The sequence below is a fragment of the Nostoc sp. genome (assembly GCF_036917155.1).
Taxonomy (GTDB): domain Bacteria; phylum Cyanobacteriota; class Cyanobacteriia; order Cyanobacteriales; family Nostocaceae; genus Nostoc.
Genome location: NZ_JBALDZ010000107.1, coordinates 27,991 through 43,376, shown reverse-complemented (window position 1 = coordinate 43,376; position 15,386 = coordinate 27,991). Strand labels below are relative to the sequence as shown.

Below are 15,386 nucleotides of genomic sequence, written 5' to 3'. Positions count from 1 at the left end.
AAACTTCATCCTACGCTAATTTTGCGCCGTAACGTACCTTAGAGAACTAAAATATCTGAAGCTGGGGGTATGGTATTGCGATCGCTATATGCTTTTATATATTCTGATGGTACTGCGATCGCTGCATAAAATCGATAGGGTAACTTTTATACAAGTTGAGTGAAACCCAACGTTAACTTAATATAATGTTGGGTTTCACAGAATTCAACTACCTTAATTAGGCGGTATTTGTTCCGGTGGCGTTTCTGCTGGGGGAGCAAGTACCGCGTCTGGAGCAATTTCTTCTACAGGAATCGGTTGCTTGTCCTCAATTTCAAAATCTGGTTGCGCTGCTTCCACCAATTCAGGAGATGGGGGATGTGGGGGAATCGCTTCCGGTACACTCTCGGTTTTTGCTTCAGTGTCGGTAGTAACTCTCTCCTCTGCTGGTTGTTCTAGTATGACAGTAACTTTTTCGATAATCTCAATAGCAGGTTGCTCTGACAGTACAGAGGTAATATCTTCAGGTTTGGGGGTTTTGGGTGTCTTGTTACTCACAGTTTGTTGCACTTTGTTTTTCGCGCCACTGAAGGTGCTACCCAGACCTTTTTGCAACTGGCCCAGCCGTTCCTGAAGGGACAACTTATTCACCTGTTCTTGAATGCCAGTTTTTACCGTCTCAGCACTGGGTACTTGGGTTTGTTGTGCCTGTGGGGTCAATTGCCGACGTAATGATAGAGTTTGCCAGCCAAACCAGACCAAAAGAGCCACACTAGCCACATGACCCAGCAACAAGCCTCCAGTAATGCGTGGTGCAAACACCCATAAGACTAAAGCGTAGAATAATCCTACGCCACTCCAGATAAAGTCATTCTTGCGATGGATTTCTGGAAAAAAGAAAGCTGCTATGTAAATGGCTAAACTACCAAGACCGACCACCAAAGCTAGGACAAATGCCAGCATTATTTGGTTACTCCTTTGATTAGGGATTGGGGACTGGGGACTGGGGACTGGGGACTGGGGACTGGGGATTGGGGATTGGGGATTAGAAAGAAAAACTAAATTTAGTGAATTATACCAAGTTGTGATAGACAGTATTATTTGCTTGAAAGCTAGTCCAGTAGCGCTTAAATGCTAAACAGTACTAACTTTGGCAACTTGGTATTAAATCTCTTCCCAGTCCCTAGTCCCTAGTCCCCAGTCCCCAATCCCCAGTCCCTTAACTAACAATTTTGCAAGTTAATTGTTGATTTAGATACAATTTAAAATTAATTATCCATGTTAGTTGTGGATTTTTGTCATTTATATCAAGTCTTAAGGTCTTCTTTAGGGGAGAACAGAAAATATCGGACTACCCTTATAGGTAAAGGATCTGCAAGAGTTAGCCAGAAATTTTTTATGACACTACAAAGCTTTGGTGTGATTGGATTAGCCGTTATGGGTGAGAACATCGCTCTCAACGTGGAGCGCAATGGCTTCCCAATTGCAGTTTACAACCGCTCCCGAGAAAAAACGGATGCGTTTATGGCGCAGCGCGCGCCAGGACGGAACGTCAAAGCCGCCTTTACTCTAGAAGAATTCGTTGCCTTATTGGAACGTCCCCGCAAAATTCTAGTAATGGTGCAAGCTGGTAAGCCAGTGGATGCGGTGATTGCTCAACTCAAACCCTTGTTAGAAGAAGGCGATATCATTATCGACGGTGGCAACTCTTGGTTTGAAGATACGGAACGCCGCACTCAGGAATTAGAACCAACTGGGCTTCGGTATCTTGGTATGGGTGTCAGTGGCGGTGAAGAAGGGGCGCTGAATGGCCCATCTCTGATGCCTGGAGGTACAACAAGCTCTTACGAGTTTCTATCACCAATTTTCAACAAAATTGCCGCCCAAGTCGATGATGGCCCTTGTGTTACCTACATTGGCCCTGGTGGTTCTGGCCACTATGTCAAAATGGTACACAACGGCATTGAGTACGGCGATATGCAGCTAATTGCTGAAGCCTACGACTTGCTGAAAAACGTCGCTGGGTTAAATCCTAGTCAGCTACATGACGTGTTTGCTGAATGGAACACCACCGATGAACTCGATTCATTTTTGATTGAGATTACGAAGAATATCTTCCCATATATTGACCCAGAAACAAATCTACCCCTAGTAGATTTGATTGTTGACGCAGCAGGTCAAAAGGGAACTGGACGCTGGACTGTGCAAACTGCATTGGAATTGGGAGTCTCTATTCCCACAATTACAGCAGCAGTTAATGCCCGAATTATCTCTTCGATTAAAGAGGAGCGGGTTGCAGCATCTAAAGTCCTTACAGGCCCCAGTGGCAAGTATGATGGGCAAACTAAGGACTTTATCAACAAAGTACGTGATGCTCTCTATTGCTCAAAAATCTGTTCTTATGCTCAAGGGATGGCGTTGCTATCCACAGCTTCCAAAACATATAACTGGAATTTGAATCTGGGCGAAATGGCGCGGATTTGGAAAGGTGGTTGTATTATTCGCGCTCGCTTTTTGAATAAGATTAAGAAGGCTTTTAGCGAAAATCCAGCATTACCTAACCTATTGTTAGCTCCTGAATTTAAGCAGACAATTCTTGACAGACAGACAGCTTGGCGGGAAGTGATTGCAACCGCTGCAACACTGGGAATTCCAGTACCCGCATTTAGCGCATCCTTGGATTATTTTGACAGCTATCGCCGCGATCGCTTGCCTCAAAACTTGACTCAAGCACAACGCGACTACTTCGGCGCACACACTTACCAGCGTCTTGATAAGCCTGGAACTTTCCATACTGAATGGGTGCCCATTGCTGAAGCCCAGAAGTAAACTTCCACACGTCTAAATTCTCAATTGATTGGAAAAATTTAGACTGTTTCAGAATAAATATTACAGGTGACTCTGAAACTCAGAGTCACTTTTTTTTGGTATTGAGCCGATACCTTGAACTTTAGTTCAAGGCAGGGAGAGGTTTATCGAACTCGCGTTAAATTAATGGAATAATGAGCGAGTTTGTAACCAAATTCAAATGGCGAATGGAGTTATACCCCATTCGCCAAAAACTATTATTCAGCCATTCTCTAGATATCAAGTAGACACAAGCTAAATGTTTGCTTGCTGACGTTGATATAATGACCAATACAAACCCTTTTGTTGCAACAACTGTGAGTGAGTACCACGTTCAGCAATTACACCTTGCTCCAATACCAAAATCAAATCAGCACGTTTGAGGGGGGCAAAACGGTGAGCAATCAGGAATACGGTACGATTAGCGGAAATTTTTTGCAGGTTTTGCAGTACTTGTTGTTCAGTTTCACTATCCAAAGCGCTGGTAGCTTCATCTAAAACTAAAATCGGCGCTTGGGAAAGAAATAGTCTTGCTAGGGCAATACGTTGTCTCTGTCCACCAGATAAAGCGGTACCGCGTTCACCAACGTTGGTTTCGTAACCGTAGGGTAATTGACTGATGAAGTCGTGTGCTACTGCTAGTCTTGCCGCTTCTACTACTTGTTCTGCGGTAATGTCGGGAGTACCAAGAGTGATATTTTCCAAGATGGAACCGTTGAATAAAAAGTCTTCTTGGAGAACTACACTAACTTGTTGCCGCAGTGAGGCTAAGTCGGCACTTTTTATATCAAAACCATCAATGAGGATACGTCCTGATTCAATTTGATAGAGGCGTTGCAATAGCTTAGATAGGGTACTTTTTCCAGAACCACTGCGTCCGACAATGCCGACAAATTGCCCTGGTTCGGCATTGAAGGATATTCCCCGCAGAATTGCTTCAAAGTTTGGCCGGTAGCGGAAAAATACTTGCTCGAAGGTGACTTGTCCTTTCAGAGGTGGTAAAACTAGACCAGTACCCAGTTCTGCTTCTGGGGAGACGTTGAGAATATCACCAATGCGATCTACAGAAAGTAGCACTTGTTGGAGGTTTTGCCACAACTGTACTAAACGCAAAAGTGGGCCTGTAACTCTGCCAGACAGCATTTGAAATGCAACTAGCTGTCCGATTGTGAGCTTTTGTTCGATGACTAACTTGGCACCAAACCAGAGAATCAGCATGGTGGACAAATTGGTGAGAAAGTCACCAATGTTGCTGCTGATATTGGAGGTGGTGGAGGCTTTAAAACCTGTGCGAATGAAGCGAGCAAATAAGCCTTCCCAGCGATCGCGGGCTACTGGTTCGGCTGCATGGGCTTTAACGGAGTGAATTCCAGTGATTGTCTCTACTAGAAACGATTGACTATCAGCAGAACGGTTAAAAGTTTCGTTGAGCCAGTTACGCAGAATGGGGGTTGAAATGATCGTTAATGTGGCAAATAGCGGCAGTACTGCTAAGGCGACAAAGGTGAGTGGGACGTTATAGTAAAACATCAATACCAGATACACCACAGTAAAGATGCTATCTAGAATTACTGTTAATGCTGTACCTGTGAGAAACTGACGAATTTGTTCGAGTTCCTGGACTCGTGCTACTGTGTCTCCGACGCGCCGCGACTCAAAATAAGCTAACGGCAGACGCATCAGATGGCGAAATAGCTGTGCTGATAAACTTAAATCCAGCCGACGAGCTGTATGGGTAAAGATGAATAGGCGCAGAATACCCAGTATGGACTCAAATACGGCTACGCACAAAAGTGCGATCGCCATGACATCAAGAGTCGGCAAACTCCCCTGCACCATCACTTTATCAATGACGACTTGCGTGATTAGCGGTGTTGTTAACCCCAAAAGCTGCAAGGTAAAAGATGCCAACAATACTTCTACGAGTAATCCCTTATACTTCCAAACTGCTGGGGTGAACCAATTAAGGTTAAATTTTTCTTGCCGAGATACGAGTTCTACCTGCCATAATTGTCCATCCCAAGAGGCTTCAACTATAGACTGTGGCAAGCTTTCACAAGTTCTTTCGGGATTTAGAGGATTAGCGATAATTAAGCGATCGCCCTTAACTCCATAAGCCACCACCCAGGATGGACTCTGAGGTGAGTCAGAATTCCACAGCAGTAAAGCTGGAAATGACAACTGTCGCAACTCACCCCAATTCACTTGTAACCGCCGCAACACTAACCCTAACTTTTCTGCTGCTTCCACAACCTGTTTTGGGCGTTGTCCTCTGAGTTGGCGCTGCACCCATTCCAGTTGCACAGAATTTTCTAACTGTTGTGCCACCATTGTTAAACAAGCAGCAGCAGTATTCCAACTGGCAACAAAGGGATAATTTGCAACGATCAGATTGGCGGCTGGGAGTCCTTTTTGGGGTTGGAGGCTGTGGGGACTGGAAGTTCCGTCTGAGGTTGATATTACTGAAGGGGTGGAAGAGAAGGAAAATGTCTCCCTTTCTCCTTCTGTCTGTACTGGTAATGCTTGCCAAAACTCTTGAATTTGTGGGTGAGAAAATTCTGCCCAAAGTGCAGTATCCCAACAAATTACTATCACTTCTTTACTAGCAGCTACAGCTTTAAAATCCGCAGATAGCTTTTGGAAGTCGCCAAACCAATCCCCTGCATCTAGGGCGGCTATTGGTTTGCCAATGCCCTCCTCTCGCAGGCGGACTTTCCCGGCTACAATTAAGAATTGATAACCACCGACATCGTTTGACCAGATTTTTTCTCCAAGACGATACTGGCGGGCTTGGGATTCATTTTCTAATTGGGATTGTTGTTCGGGAGTCAGCCAGCATAGCGGTGGCTGATTCCAAGGCAAAGAAGCTAGAACTTTTAATCGTAAAGATTCATTATCCAGAATTTTTAACTCACTTGTAACTTGACTGTCAGTTTTTGAATTTTCTCTGCTAGCCATTTTTCAAATAACTCATTTTGTAGTACTTGCTTTAGTTGAGTATCTTCTAAAGACGCTGGCAGAAATTGTTCTACTCGAAACAAACCATAAGGTCCTTCTCCTTGGGGAGAGTCTTTGCCAACGATTTCTATTGGGCCTACCAATTGTCCTGGACTAGCGACATCAATAGCTGCGCGTAATATATCCGGCATACTGCCTCGGCTGACGATTCCCATCATGCCGTTTACAATTCGGTCATCTGAAAGTGAATACTCTTTGGCTAGTTGCTCAAAACTACCTCCTTCTTCAATTTGGGTATGGAGTTCGTCTGCCAATTCTCGATTATTGACAACAATCCGAGAAAGTACTACCCGATCCAAAAAAATTTTGCGCTCAATGAAATATTCTTGGATTTTTGTTTCCGTTACTACAGCTTTTAGCCTTTCTAACTTGTAACCAAAAGTAACCGATGTGTGAAATGTAGCGTAATCTGTGTTGTTGATCTTTAACCATTCTTGAAAACTTTCGGGATCAGTCAGTTGATTTTTCAGCCTAAAGTCAATAATTGACTGTTCAGTTATTGCTGTGCCAATTTCAATATCGTCTCGTGTTCTGATTTCTTCCTCAATTACGTATTGGCGGAGAATATCCCCAATGAACTGTCCCAACTTTCCAGAGGCTTGCAGGTACTTTACTGCTTCCTCAACAGAAATTATTTGGTCATTAATTGTCAAAAATGATAAAGATTCCATGAACTAATTATGTGAAAATGGTTAAACACTTATAGGACTTTTAATTTAAATCATATAGAAATCATCTGGTTGTTGATGGATAAATATGATAAAGATTCCATGAACTAATTACATCTAAATGGTCAAAAAATTATATAACTAGTGAATAATATAATTTCTCTTGATCTCTTTTACAGCCTGGCGAGGACAAAACAGGATTGAACTAGGGACTGGGGATTGGGGATTGGGGATTGGGGAAGAAGTAAGGGAGCAGGGAGCAGGGAGCAGGGAGCAGGGAGCAGGGAGCAGGGAGCAAGGGAGCAGGGAGCAGGGAGCAGGGAGCAAGGGAGCAGGGAGCAAGGGAGAAGAATTTTCCCCTCTGCCCCCTGCACCCCGCCCCTCTGCCTCTTTTCAATGCCCAATGCCCCTCAAGAGTGCTGAGTGGGGAATCTCGCTTCTTTACTCAGGGCTGGGTAATGGCTCAACGCCCCACTATCGCTAATGAGACTCGGAACTGTTTTATCCAATGCCCAATACCCAATGCCCAACTAGTTATTTTCACCGATTTACTTAATGAAACTTATCCATGTCCAGGCAAGTAGCACAGATGCGATCGCACCGATTAATGTATTAAAAATATTTACCACTTCATTAGTCAGCCAGGTATACTTAGATTGCAGTGTTGCACCAATTACACTTTCTAAGTTGGTAGCAATAAATGCTGCTAGTACACACCAAGCGACTCCTAATAGATCAATTAAACCAACTCCCCAACCGATAAATGCGATCGCAATAGAAGCCACAATCCCAGCTAAAGTTCCCTCCAAACTTACCGCTCCTTCTGTACCCCGTGGCACTGGTTGGAGTGTGGTAATGAGAAAGGTACTTTTACCATAAGCTTTACCAACTTCACTAGCAGTAGTATCAGCCAGCTTGGTACTGAAACTTGCTACATAGGCTAACAATAATAGGGATTGGGGATTGGGTACTAGGGATTGGGGACTAGCTACAAAGAATCCCGAATTTATTATCCCTACTCCCAAAGCACACAGCGCCCCAGTTAAAGCCGAACCCCAAACATTTTCTGGGCCTCTTGCCCCAGAACGTTTTTCGGCAATTCCTTCTGCCTCTTTCTGCGCCATACCGATGCGGGTAACGCCAGAACCAACCAGAAAATAGAACATTACTACTGCATATCCTTGCCAGCCTAGAGTTACCCAAATTAAGATAGCCAGGAACCAGGCATGAAATAATCCAGCAGGGGTAAGTAGTTTTTTCGGAGAAATCCAAGCTAAACCCAGTAAAATTGTGTTTAATACTACTGCTACCAACCAGGGATTTACAGAATCAATTAAGGGTGACATCAGCAATTAATCATGAGTAATTTTTCTGAATATCAACAGAATAGCGAATTTATGATACTTAGTGCTTAATTTCTGAAACCTTTCCAGCTAAAGTAATATGTTTGTATTATTATCTTTATCATTTTAATCACGCATATTTCAAGGGTAGAGCGACTGACCCAGTTCTATTTTTTGCGGCTTCAGAAAACAAGAACCTCGATGTTGTGAAATCGATACGGAAAAAGCCTCAACCCCTTGATTTATCTCCCTTTCCTATCCCTTGACAAATCTTGCTTTTCCTTAACTTGTCACTAATCTCCTTAGCCTTTAAAAATGATGTCGTAAAGTGACAGCAGAATCTCCACCACAATCAGAATCACCACATACCACTCTACTCGTTGACTACTGCTATGCTGCATGAACTCCAGTACTGTTTGTGCTGTTTGGGTAATTAGCTCTAGTTTGCGTTCCAAGGCATTGTGACGCTCACGGATTTCGTATTCATCCTCCAAACGCAGATATAAGTTTTCTAGCTGTGGGGACTCCCAGAGCAACTCAGGCTTATCGATGATCTCTACTCGACCCACAATCTTATGTTGAACTAACAGCGTAGTCCCAAGTTGACGCAGTAATTCCCGACTCTGGCGTCTTCCCCTGTTTTCACGCTGGAGACTAGCTGCAAACGGTTCAATTTGATCAAATACAGCCGCTAGGCTAGTTTCATAATGAGACAGCACAACACTCTTGGCGAGAATATCTGCCACTATCTGCAAGCGTTCTACACTAAATTCATGCAGCGAAATTTTTCCTTCCTTAACTCGCTCACTTTCCGCAACGTTGAGGTCAACTTCCACCTCTTCTGTTTCCGGGTCAGCAAAAGAGTCACTAACTTGAGAGGATAGTTTGGTCAAGAAGACCGCCTTTTCCAGAGGCTCAAGATTAAACAGGACAACTGCACCATAGTCTAGCAGTACCGCACAGCCGTGTTCACCGACTGAAACCATTACTGGCATAGTCGCCAAGCAAACGTAATTCTCCAACGTCTTTAAGTTAATATACTCACCAAGAAATAGGGCCTGCGCTCTAAATCTATTTCTGTCATTAAAAAGGAGTTTTTGCATTGTCGCCCTATGCTATATTCTGCCTGCTGATCTGTGGGGGTAGCAATCGCAACCAAAGCCTGTTATGGGAGATTACTACAATCTCAGCTTACCAATAAACCTATCCAGCAATATCAGTACACAGAGCCATTCGATTTACTGCTGAATAAAATTATTCGGCTATCAATGTATGCTTGCTGTTGATGTTATGTTATCAGAAAAGCGATCGCAAAAGATGAAGTCAGCCAAGAGAAAACAGCATGACCAACGCACAGCGACTAGACCATGTAGAAGATGAACTCGAAACTGTTAAGCGATTGCTAGTGTCTACTGCTAGCTATGCCGAATCAGCAAACAGGCGGCTTGATGAGTTGACAATCAAACAAGACCGTACCCAATCTCATCTTGACCAAATAGGGGTGCGTGTTGACCAATTGACCATCAAACAAGACCATACCCAATCTCAGCTTGATGAGTTGACAATCAAACAAGACCGTACCCAATCTCATCTTGACCAAATAGGGGTGCGTGTTGACCAATTGACCATCAAACAAGACCATACCCAATCTCAGCTTGACCAGATAGGTTCAAAGGTTGACCAACTTTCTGATCAGGTTGATAATTTTATTATTCACACGCAACGGCTATTTACAAAAGCAGGTGGTGAGATAGAGGAAACAAAGGCGCGAACTGAGCGATTAGAAGCACTCATGCTAAAGCTTGACCGAAGCTTTGAGGAACAAAAATCTCAGTTTCAGGAATTTCAACTCACCACGGGTGCTGCCTTAGAGCGAATTGACCGAATTTTGGACTATCTACTGAGACAGCAAGGTGGTAATCCAAATTTACCATCTTAGTTGCGATCACTATTAGAGAGCGAACAGCATTGGCTTTCACAAACTTTGCAAAAATATCATTTGACTACTTGTTAGTTAGTAGTCTATTCAATTAATAACCGCTATGTTATATGCTTAAATAAATCACGTTAACTCTATAAAAATAGATATTTCAAATAACTTTGATAACGAAACTAGAAGAACTTGCAATAAATAAATACGCTTTGGCACTACATACTACTACACCAGAATTAGGTTTGGCAATTAGTGATTTTGCTCGTGACACTCGCTCGCAAGTTTGGAATTTGGGGCGTGATTTATCCAGCTTAGTGCATCAATATTTAATTGAATTTATCAAACCACAAGCTTGGGCAGATTTGTCCTTTATCGCAGTTGCAAAAGGCCCTGGCGGTTTTACTGGAACTCGCATTGGTGTTGTCACTGCTCGGACTTTAGGGCAACAGTTAGATATTCCTGTATTTGCGATTTCAACTTTGGCTGCGGTAGCTTGGTCAGAAGCAGGCAAAAGTCAAAATCTAAAAACTTTTGCTGTGGAAATGCCAGCCCAACGAGGTCAAATTTTTGCTGCTATTTATGAGTTTGAGCCAGATACTTCTAAACTAAGAGTGTGTTTTTCAGATAGAGTGTTAACACCAGAAGCATGGCGGGAAACTTTAGCGAATTGGAACACTAATTATCAGTTGATTCAAGCTCAATCGGGGTTAGCAGCGACGGTGACAAGTATTTTAGAATTAGCTAATCTCGATTGGCAAGAGGGCAAATTTCCTAATTGGTCAGAGGCTTTACCATATTATGGGCAGCATCCAGTAGAAGTTTAACTAGTATTCTCCAAAGTCAAGTAATATCATGTCCGCTTGATTACTTACTAAACCCCAAGAACCTCAACCCGCCAAAGCTACGCTTTGTCTCCCCTCCCCAAGGCATCGGCTATCCATTAGTCACATCTTTCTTAACATTTCTGTAAGGCAGACTCAGAGGGAGTGACAGCAGTAAACAATGGCAGCGGAGTTGACAAAAACAACAGAGAATGCGATTGAAAGACTTGGGTAGAGGTGGAGAAGGAGGCGATCGTTAATTCATAGATTCAAAGTCAACAAGAAGCCAATTGATTCCATCCATGATTATTGGAAATTTTTCTTCAGCTATGTTTAGCTCGTGAAAACATTTATCTCTATATCTTTCTTTTTCAGTAAAATTAGTGATGGCTTTAACTAATGGCTTTTTTACTTCGTAGCTTTCTTCAGCTTTAGCGATTGCACGTGCGGGTATTTCGTTATTTACACGCAATATTGCTAAGTCAATCAAATCTCTAGATTGTGTACTTGAATCGTTCCATCGGTCAGCATTAGCCATTAGTTTTGATGTAAATCTATCGCTGATACTCAGACAAGGTATTTTTGTCCATTCCGGATAAACAGGAGGGTCTAAAGTAAAAATCCCATTGGCTACAATTTCTACTTTAATAGTTGTTTTATTGACTAAAATAGGGAAACGAATACCATATTGATTGATTGTAGTGTCACCCAATTCGATATCTGTTGTACTTTGAAATAATGCTACAATTCCTTCGTCGTAAATCAGATTTCTTAAATACCTGTAATTTTCAGTTCCATGAGGGAAGAGAAAATCAATATCTTTACTAAGCCTGTATTCATCATACTCTAACGCCAAGAGTGTACCACCGCCAAAGTATGCAGAAGCTTTTTTAAAAACTTCTGGATTGAAAGCATTAAGGATTTTAAGTATATTCTTGTGATGAGCGAGATGAAACATTTCAAAATCTGGTAATATCCAAGAGTTATATTTTTTTGCTAAATAATGAACAAAATCCTTTTCTTCTTGTTTTAAATTGTTGAACGTAGTTTGATGATGCCAATTGCGTTGATACAATTGAACAATTTCTTTCTCACTCATTTGATATACATTTTTTAGCTGCCAACCAATAGACTCTAGAAATGGTAGCTTTTGTGGATTGAGCATAAAATTAATTTTTAAATTTTATCTTGTAGTTAATTGTCTTAAAATATTGTCAAACCTTTCGACTATTGTTTTAGTGGTTACTAAGTTTTCTTCAGAACTTGGCACTGATATCAAAGTTCTCTCTCTAGCTTTTTAGGACTTGTGTGTACATCGTAGCCTTTCTTGGAGGGGTGGGGTTTTATGCGATCGCCTGCCTCACCACAGTGCATAAATCCCAAATTAAAATAGCCACAGCCAAACTGGGAGAGTAACCAGCAATCCTATAGCCCCAGCCGCTAGGGCTGTAACTGCCAAATCGCGGTCGAGATTGAATGTTTCAGCAATTACCAGTGTGGCGAAAGCTGGAGGCATGGCCATTTGTAGCACGATGATCTTTGCGATCGGCCCAGTTAATCCAAACAGTGGTAAAAAACTGCCCAATATCAAGGGAACTAGCAGCATTTTGATTCCCAAGCTCATCCCTGCTTGCGGTAGGCTACGCCAAGATTTGAGCAGCGCCAGTCGCATTCCAATTAACATCAGAGATAAGGCTACACTACTCCAAGCAAATTTCTCTAACCAGAATTCCGCGACTGTAGGAATTGTCACCTGTCGAAACAGCAAGCCAAATCCAAAACCCCAAAGAGCAGGATTAATTAAGATAGCCCTAGCAGTCTGCCAATGATTCTGGACACCACCGCCAAAACGCGCTGCTAGTAATACACCGAAGGCATAAGTTCCGGGGAATGAACCTAACAAATCGTAAAATAACGCCCAAGCAAAGTATTCCTTGCCTACCATTGCTAAGGTAATGGGAAAACCAAGATAACCTGTGTTACCCAACATTGCGGCTAATATCAAGCTAGCCTGAGTTGGTGGTTTGGGGATAGTATTTTTAAAATAGGCTTGTCCTTTAATTCCTAACCAAGCTAAAAAGGCTCCGAGTAAAATGGCTAGGTAAGCGAGCGCAGGTGCAATCCAAATTTGCCCTGACAAGTTAGATTGACGCAAAAACGATACTATGCTTATGGGTACTCCCACCCAAAATAGGAACTGTCCCAAACGTGTAGGAACTGTCACAGGTAGTTTGCGTCCCAGAATAAAACCTACCAGGACTAATCCCCCTAGCTTGACGTATAGTTCTAAAAGGTTTGTCAAAATTGCGCCTAAAAACCACAGATGTAAAATGCTACCTGTTACGTCTACTTTTGTCCAGTGCAAAATCTGTTATGGCTATCCCACAAAAACAGGAGTTTACCCTTGAATAAGGCAGGGTTTTCTGGAAAACCGCAAAACTCATCGAATGACCTTGGTGATGATATTCCAGTGGCTGTACGCGATACCCCTGATGCAACACCAAAAATTTGGTTGCAACCCCGAATTGTGCTGATTGGGGGAGTAATGGGATTTGTCTTGCTGGCTTTACTTAGCGGTTTTTTGTTTTTCGTCACTGCACCCAAAAAAACCGCCAATTCTCAACCCTTACCAGCTACTCCTGCTTCTGCAACTCCAACTCCAATAGCATCTAATAATTCCAGCGATACTGTGTTAGGGCATTTTCCATACCCAGAAGCGCCTGAGTCAGAATTAGTAACCATCTCCGCAAATAGGGGCATTAGAATGCGAAAAGCTGCTGCCCAAAAATTTGAGGAGATGGTAGCAACAGCGCAGAGGGCAGGCGTAATTTTAGTACCAATTTCTGGCTTTCGCTCAGTCAAAGATCAGGAGCAGTTGTTTTTTGGTGTCGGTGCCCAACGAAATCAAACGCCAGCAGAACGAGCTGCCCTCAGCGCTCCTCCTGGTCATAGCGAACATCACACAGGTTATGCTGTGGATATTGGAGACGGAGCAGTGCCAGCAACTAATCTCCAAGCTAACTTTGACCATACCAAGGCTTATCAGTGGATGCAAGCAAATGCAGCACGTTTCAGCTTTGAAATGTCTTTTCCCAAAGATAATATTCAAGGTGTGAGTTATGAGCCTTGGCACTGGCGTTTTGTAGGCGATCGCAATAGTTTAGAAATGTTCTACAAAGCCAGAAATTTGAAACCCGCTAAGATACCTCAATAAAAGTTTATCTAGGGATTACTATTTTTGATAAAGGAGTTGCTTGACGATAGGTTCTGAATACTATAGTATTCAGAAATGATATACAAAATTATTGACTTATTTGCTGGTGCTGGTGGCTTGACAAAAGGATTTCACATGGCGGGTTTTGAATCTCTATGTGCAATCGATGTAAATGCAAAAGCCTTGGCGACCTACAAGCACAATTACCCAAAAACTAAAATCATTCATCAGGACATACGTCAGGTTAGTCCTGATGACTTACGATTAGCGTTGGGCTTGCGGCGAGAAGCACCAATACTGCTGATTGGCGGCCCACCATGTCAGGGATTTTCTAGAAACATTCCTGCCGGTTATCGCTACCTCAATGATTCTCGTAACCTGCTATATAGAACGTTTTTGAAATTCGTAGAGGAGTTTAGACCCCTTTATGTAGTAATGGAAAACGTGCCTGAAATCTTGAAAGCTTACAATGGCGTAATTAGCGAAGAAATAACAGAAAAACTTGAATCATTGGGCTATAAAGTTGTCTCTTCATCATTAAATGCTGCACATTATGGAATACCACAAACGAGAACCAGAGCTTTTTTTCTAGCTAGTCTAGATCGCTCCCTTCATTTTCCTGAACCAACACATTTTGGTGATATTAGAAGTGACTATAGAACTACAAAATCTTGTAATCAGCTTAATTTGTTAGAGGCAAATATTTCTCCATTTGTCACAGTCAGAGATGCGATTGGAGACTTACCACCACTAGATGCAGGACAAGACTATGATGCTGAAGTTTATCCTTCTGCTCCACAAACTACATATCAAGGGATGATGCGTCAAGAGGATTGAGTGGAAACTCGCAGTAAATATACTCATAGCCTTTGATAGTTTTCAGTAATATGCCTTCATAACTATTTACAATGCTTTGTGCTGCCTGACTCAAAATAATTTTTTCGTTCCAATGTTGGATAATGGCTGATCCAAGCTCATTAGGCAAAGATTGCTCAGTCAGACCAGGAAAACCCAGTTGGACAGCCTTCTTGATGACATCTGCTCTCTGAATTACAAAGAAAAATGGATTTGCAATGTTGAGGCTATTTAGTTGCAGGGATTTGAGCGACCAACCAGTTTTAGTCACCAAGTCAACAGCATCATAGAGAAGCTTGCTACGTCCCAAGGCGGGATCTGATAAAGGAATATGCTTAACATAATGAAAAATTGCTTCCCACGTATAATCTTCTATCGAGCCGATGACTGGAGATGCAATGGTAGCAATAATGGCTTGGGTTAATCTTTCAATCTCGTTGTCCGTCAACACTCAGGGATTCCTCTACAGCTTGTAAAAACTCACTCATTGTTATATCTAAAGCATTGGTAATATGGCTAAGAACTCTAACAGATGGACTTTTTAGCCCTCGCTCAAGCTGGCTGATATAAGTCCTGTGCAGACCTGTCACTTCTGCAAGATACTCTTGTGACCAACCTTTTTTTGTGCGATGACGCTGTAGTTCTAGTCCTAAAATTTGGTCTAGTTTACTGGGTTGCATAAAGAAAAAGCGTAGAATTTTGAATACA

Annotated in this window: 14 protein-coding genes; 5 read left to right on the top strand and 9 right to left on the bottom strand. The window is 42.5% G+C overall.

All coding sequences use genetic code 11. The features are described from left to right. Positions 1-213 precede the first annotated feature (213 nt). Positions 214-942, bottom strand: coding sequence for a Ycf66 family protein (locus V7K67_RS15425; protein WP_334732712.1), 729 nt, complete (start codon positions 940-942; stop codon positions 214-216). Between the two features lie 435 nt (positions 943-1,377). On the opposite strand from V7K67_RS15425, the gene gndA reads away from it, so the two are divergent. Then, positions 1,378-2,808, top strand: a complete 1,431-nt coding sequence (gene gndA / locus V7K67_RS15420) for an NADP-dependent phosphogluconate dehydrogenase (protein ID WP_334710388.1) — start codon at positions 1,378-1,380, stop codon at positions 2,806-2,808. A gap of 273 nt (positions 2,809-3,081) precedes the next feature. Here the strand turns inward: gndA and V7K67_RS15415 are convergent, their stop codons facing one another. From V7K67_RS15415 to V7K67_RS15400, 4 genes are all read right to left on the bottom strand, one after another. After that, positions 3,082-5,784, bottom strand: a complete 2,703-nt coding sequence (locus V7K67_RS15415) for a type I secretion system permease/ATPase (protein ID WP_334732713.1) — start codon at positions 5,782-5,784, stop codon at positions 3,082-3,084. Beyond that, positions 5,733-6,515, bottom strand: coding sequence for a peptidylprolyl isomerase (locus V7K67_RS15410; RefSeq protein ID WP_334710386.1), 783 nt, complete (start codon positions 6,513-6,515; stop codon positions 5,733-5,735). Before V7K67_RS15410 ends, V7K67_RS15415 begins: the two co-directional genes overlap by 52 nt. 545 nt (positions 6,516-7,060) lie before the next feature. Further along, a complete protein-coding gene (locus V7K67_RS15405; RefSeq protein ID WP_334732714.1) occupies positions 7,061-7,858 on the bottom strand; it encodes a TIGR00297 family protein in 798 nt (265 codons plus the stop codon). A 299-nt stretch (positions 7,859-8,157) separates the two neighbouring features. Continuing rightward, positions 8,158-8,958 (bottom strand): RMD1 family protein, encoded by an 801-nt coding sequence (locus tag V7K67_RS15400; RefSeq protein ID WP_334707371.1) that lies wholly within the window; start codon positions 8,956-8,958, stop codon positions 8,158-8,160. Between the two features lie 239 nt (positions 8,959-9,197). Here V7K67_RS15400 and V7K67_RS15395 point away from each other — a divergent pair, with 239 nt between their 5' ends. Then, on the top strand, positions 9,198-9,794 hold the full coding sequence (locus V7K67_RS15395; protein WP_335167266.1) for a 6-aminohexanoate hydrolase: 597 nt from the start codon (positions 9,198-9,200) through the stop codon (positions 9,792-9,794). A gap of 161 nt (positions 9,795-9,955) precedes the next feature. After that, the gene (tsaB, locus tag V7K67_RS15390) at positions 9,956-10,612 is read left to right on the top strand and encodes a tRNA (adenosine(37)-N6)-threonylcarbamoyltransferase complex dimerization subunit type 1 TsaB (RefSeq protein WP_334730216.1); all 657 of its coding nucleotides are present in this window, start codon (positions 9,956-9,958) and stop codon (positions 10,610-10,612) included. Between the two features lie 253 nt (positions 10,613-10,865). Here tsaB and V7K67_RS15385 read toward each other — a convergent pair whose 3' ends face one another. After that, positions 10,866-11,774 (bottom strand): nucleotidyl transferase AbiEii/AbiGii toxin family protein, encoded by a 909-nt coding sequence (locus tag V7K67_RS15385; RefSeq protein WP_335167263.1) that lies wholly within the window; start codon positions 11,772-11,774, stop codon positions 10,866-10,868. A 219-nt stretch (positions 11,775-11,993) separates the two neighbouring features. Further along, positions 11,994-12,911, bottom strand: a complete 918-nt coding sequence (locus V7K67_RS15380) for an AEC family transporter (RefSeq protein WP_334707383.1) — start codon at positions 12,909-12,911, stop codon at positions 11,994-11,996. Positions 12,912-13,013: 102 nt separating this feature from the next. Between V7K67_RS15380 and V7K67_RS15375 the strand changes: the two genes are divergently transcribed. Together V7K67_RS15375 and V7K67_RS15370 are read left to right on the top strand one after the other, a co-directional pair. Continuing rightward, complete coding sequence (locus tag V7K67_RS15375; RefSeq protein WP_334730218.1) at positions 13,014-13,823, top strand: M15 family metallopeptidase; 810 nt, start codon at positions 13,014-13,016, stop codon at positions 13,821-13,823. A 75-nt stretch (positions 13,824-13,898) separates the two neighbouring features. Next, on the top strand, positions 13,899-14,660 hold the full coding sequence (locus tag V7K67_RS15370; protein ID WP_334730219.1) for a DNA cytosine methyltransferase: 762 nt from the start codon (positions 13,899-13,901) through the stop codon (positions 14,658-14,660). Here the strand turns inward: V7K67_RS15370 and V7K67_RS15365 are convergent. Together V7K67_RS15365 and V7K67_RS15360 are read right to left on the bottom strand one after the other, a co-directional pair. Next, a complete protein-coding gene (locus V7K67_RS15365; protein ID WP_335167260.1) occupies positions 14,626-15,129 on the bottom strand; it encodes a hypothetical protein in 504 nt (167 codons plus the stop codon). The two genes, V7K67_RS15370 and V7K67_RS15365, sit on opposite strands and share 35 nt — an antisense overlap. Further along, the gene (locus V7K67_RS15360) at positions 15,107-15,358 is read right to left on the bottom strand and encodes a helix-turn-helix domain-containing protein (protein WP_334730221.1); all 252 of its coding nucleotides are present in this window, start codon (positions 15,356-15,358) and stop codon (positions 15,107-15,109) included. The genes V7K67_RS15365 and V7K67_RS15360 overlap by 23 nt, the downstream gene beginning before the upstream one ends. Positions 15,359-15,386 lie beyond the last annotated feature (28 nt).

Excerpts from the sequence above, each read along its gene's own strand:
- V7K67_RS15410 (WP_334710386.1), bottom strand. The coding sequence starts at position 6,515 with ATGGAATCTTTATCATTTTTGACAATTAATGACCAAATAATTTCTGTT.
- gndA (WP_334710388.1), top strand. The coding sequence starts at position 1,378 with ATGACACTACAAAGCTTTGGTGTGATTGGATTAGCCGTTATGGGTGAG.
- V7K67_RS15415 (WP_334732713.1), bottom strand. The coding sequence starts at position 5,784 with ATGGCTAGCAGAGAAAATTCAAAAACTGACAGTCAAGTTACAAGTGAG.
- V7K67_RS15425 (WP_334732712.1), bottom strand. The coding sequence starts at position 942 with ATGCTGGCATTTGTCCTAGCTTTGGTGGTCGGTCTTGGTAGTTTAGCC.
- V7K67_RS15370 (WP_334730219.1), top strand. The coding sequence starts at position 13,899 with ATGATATACAAAATTATTGACTTATTTGCTGGTGCTGGTGGCTTGACA.
- V7K67_RS15400 (WP_334707371.1), bottom strand. The coding sequence starts at position 8,958 with ATGCAAAAACTCCTTTTTAATGACAGAAATAGATTTAGAGCGCAGGCC.
- V7K67_RS15395 (WP_335167266.1), top strand. The coding sequence starts at position 9,198 with ATGACCAACGCACAGCGACTAGACCATGTAGAAGATGAACTCGAAACT.
- V7K67_RS15360 (WP_334730221.1), bottom strand. The coding sequence starts at position 15,358 with ATGCAACCCAGTAAACTAGACCAAATTTTAGGACTAGAACTACAGCGT.
- V7K67_RS15405 (WP_334732714.1), bottom strand. The coding sequence starts at position 7,858 with ATGTCACCCTTAATTGATTCTGTAAATCCCTGGTTGGTAGCAGTAGTA.
- V7K67_RS15385 (WP_335167263.1), bottom strand. The coding sequence starts at position 11,774 with ATGCTCAATCCACAAAAGCTACCATTTCTAGAGTCTATTGGTTGGCAG.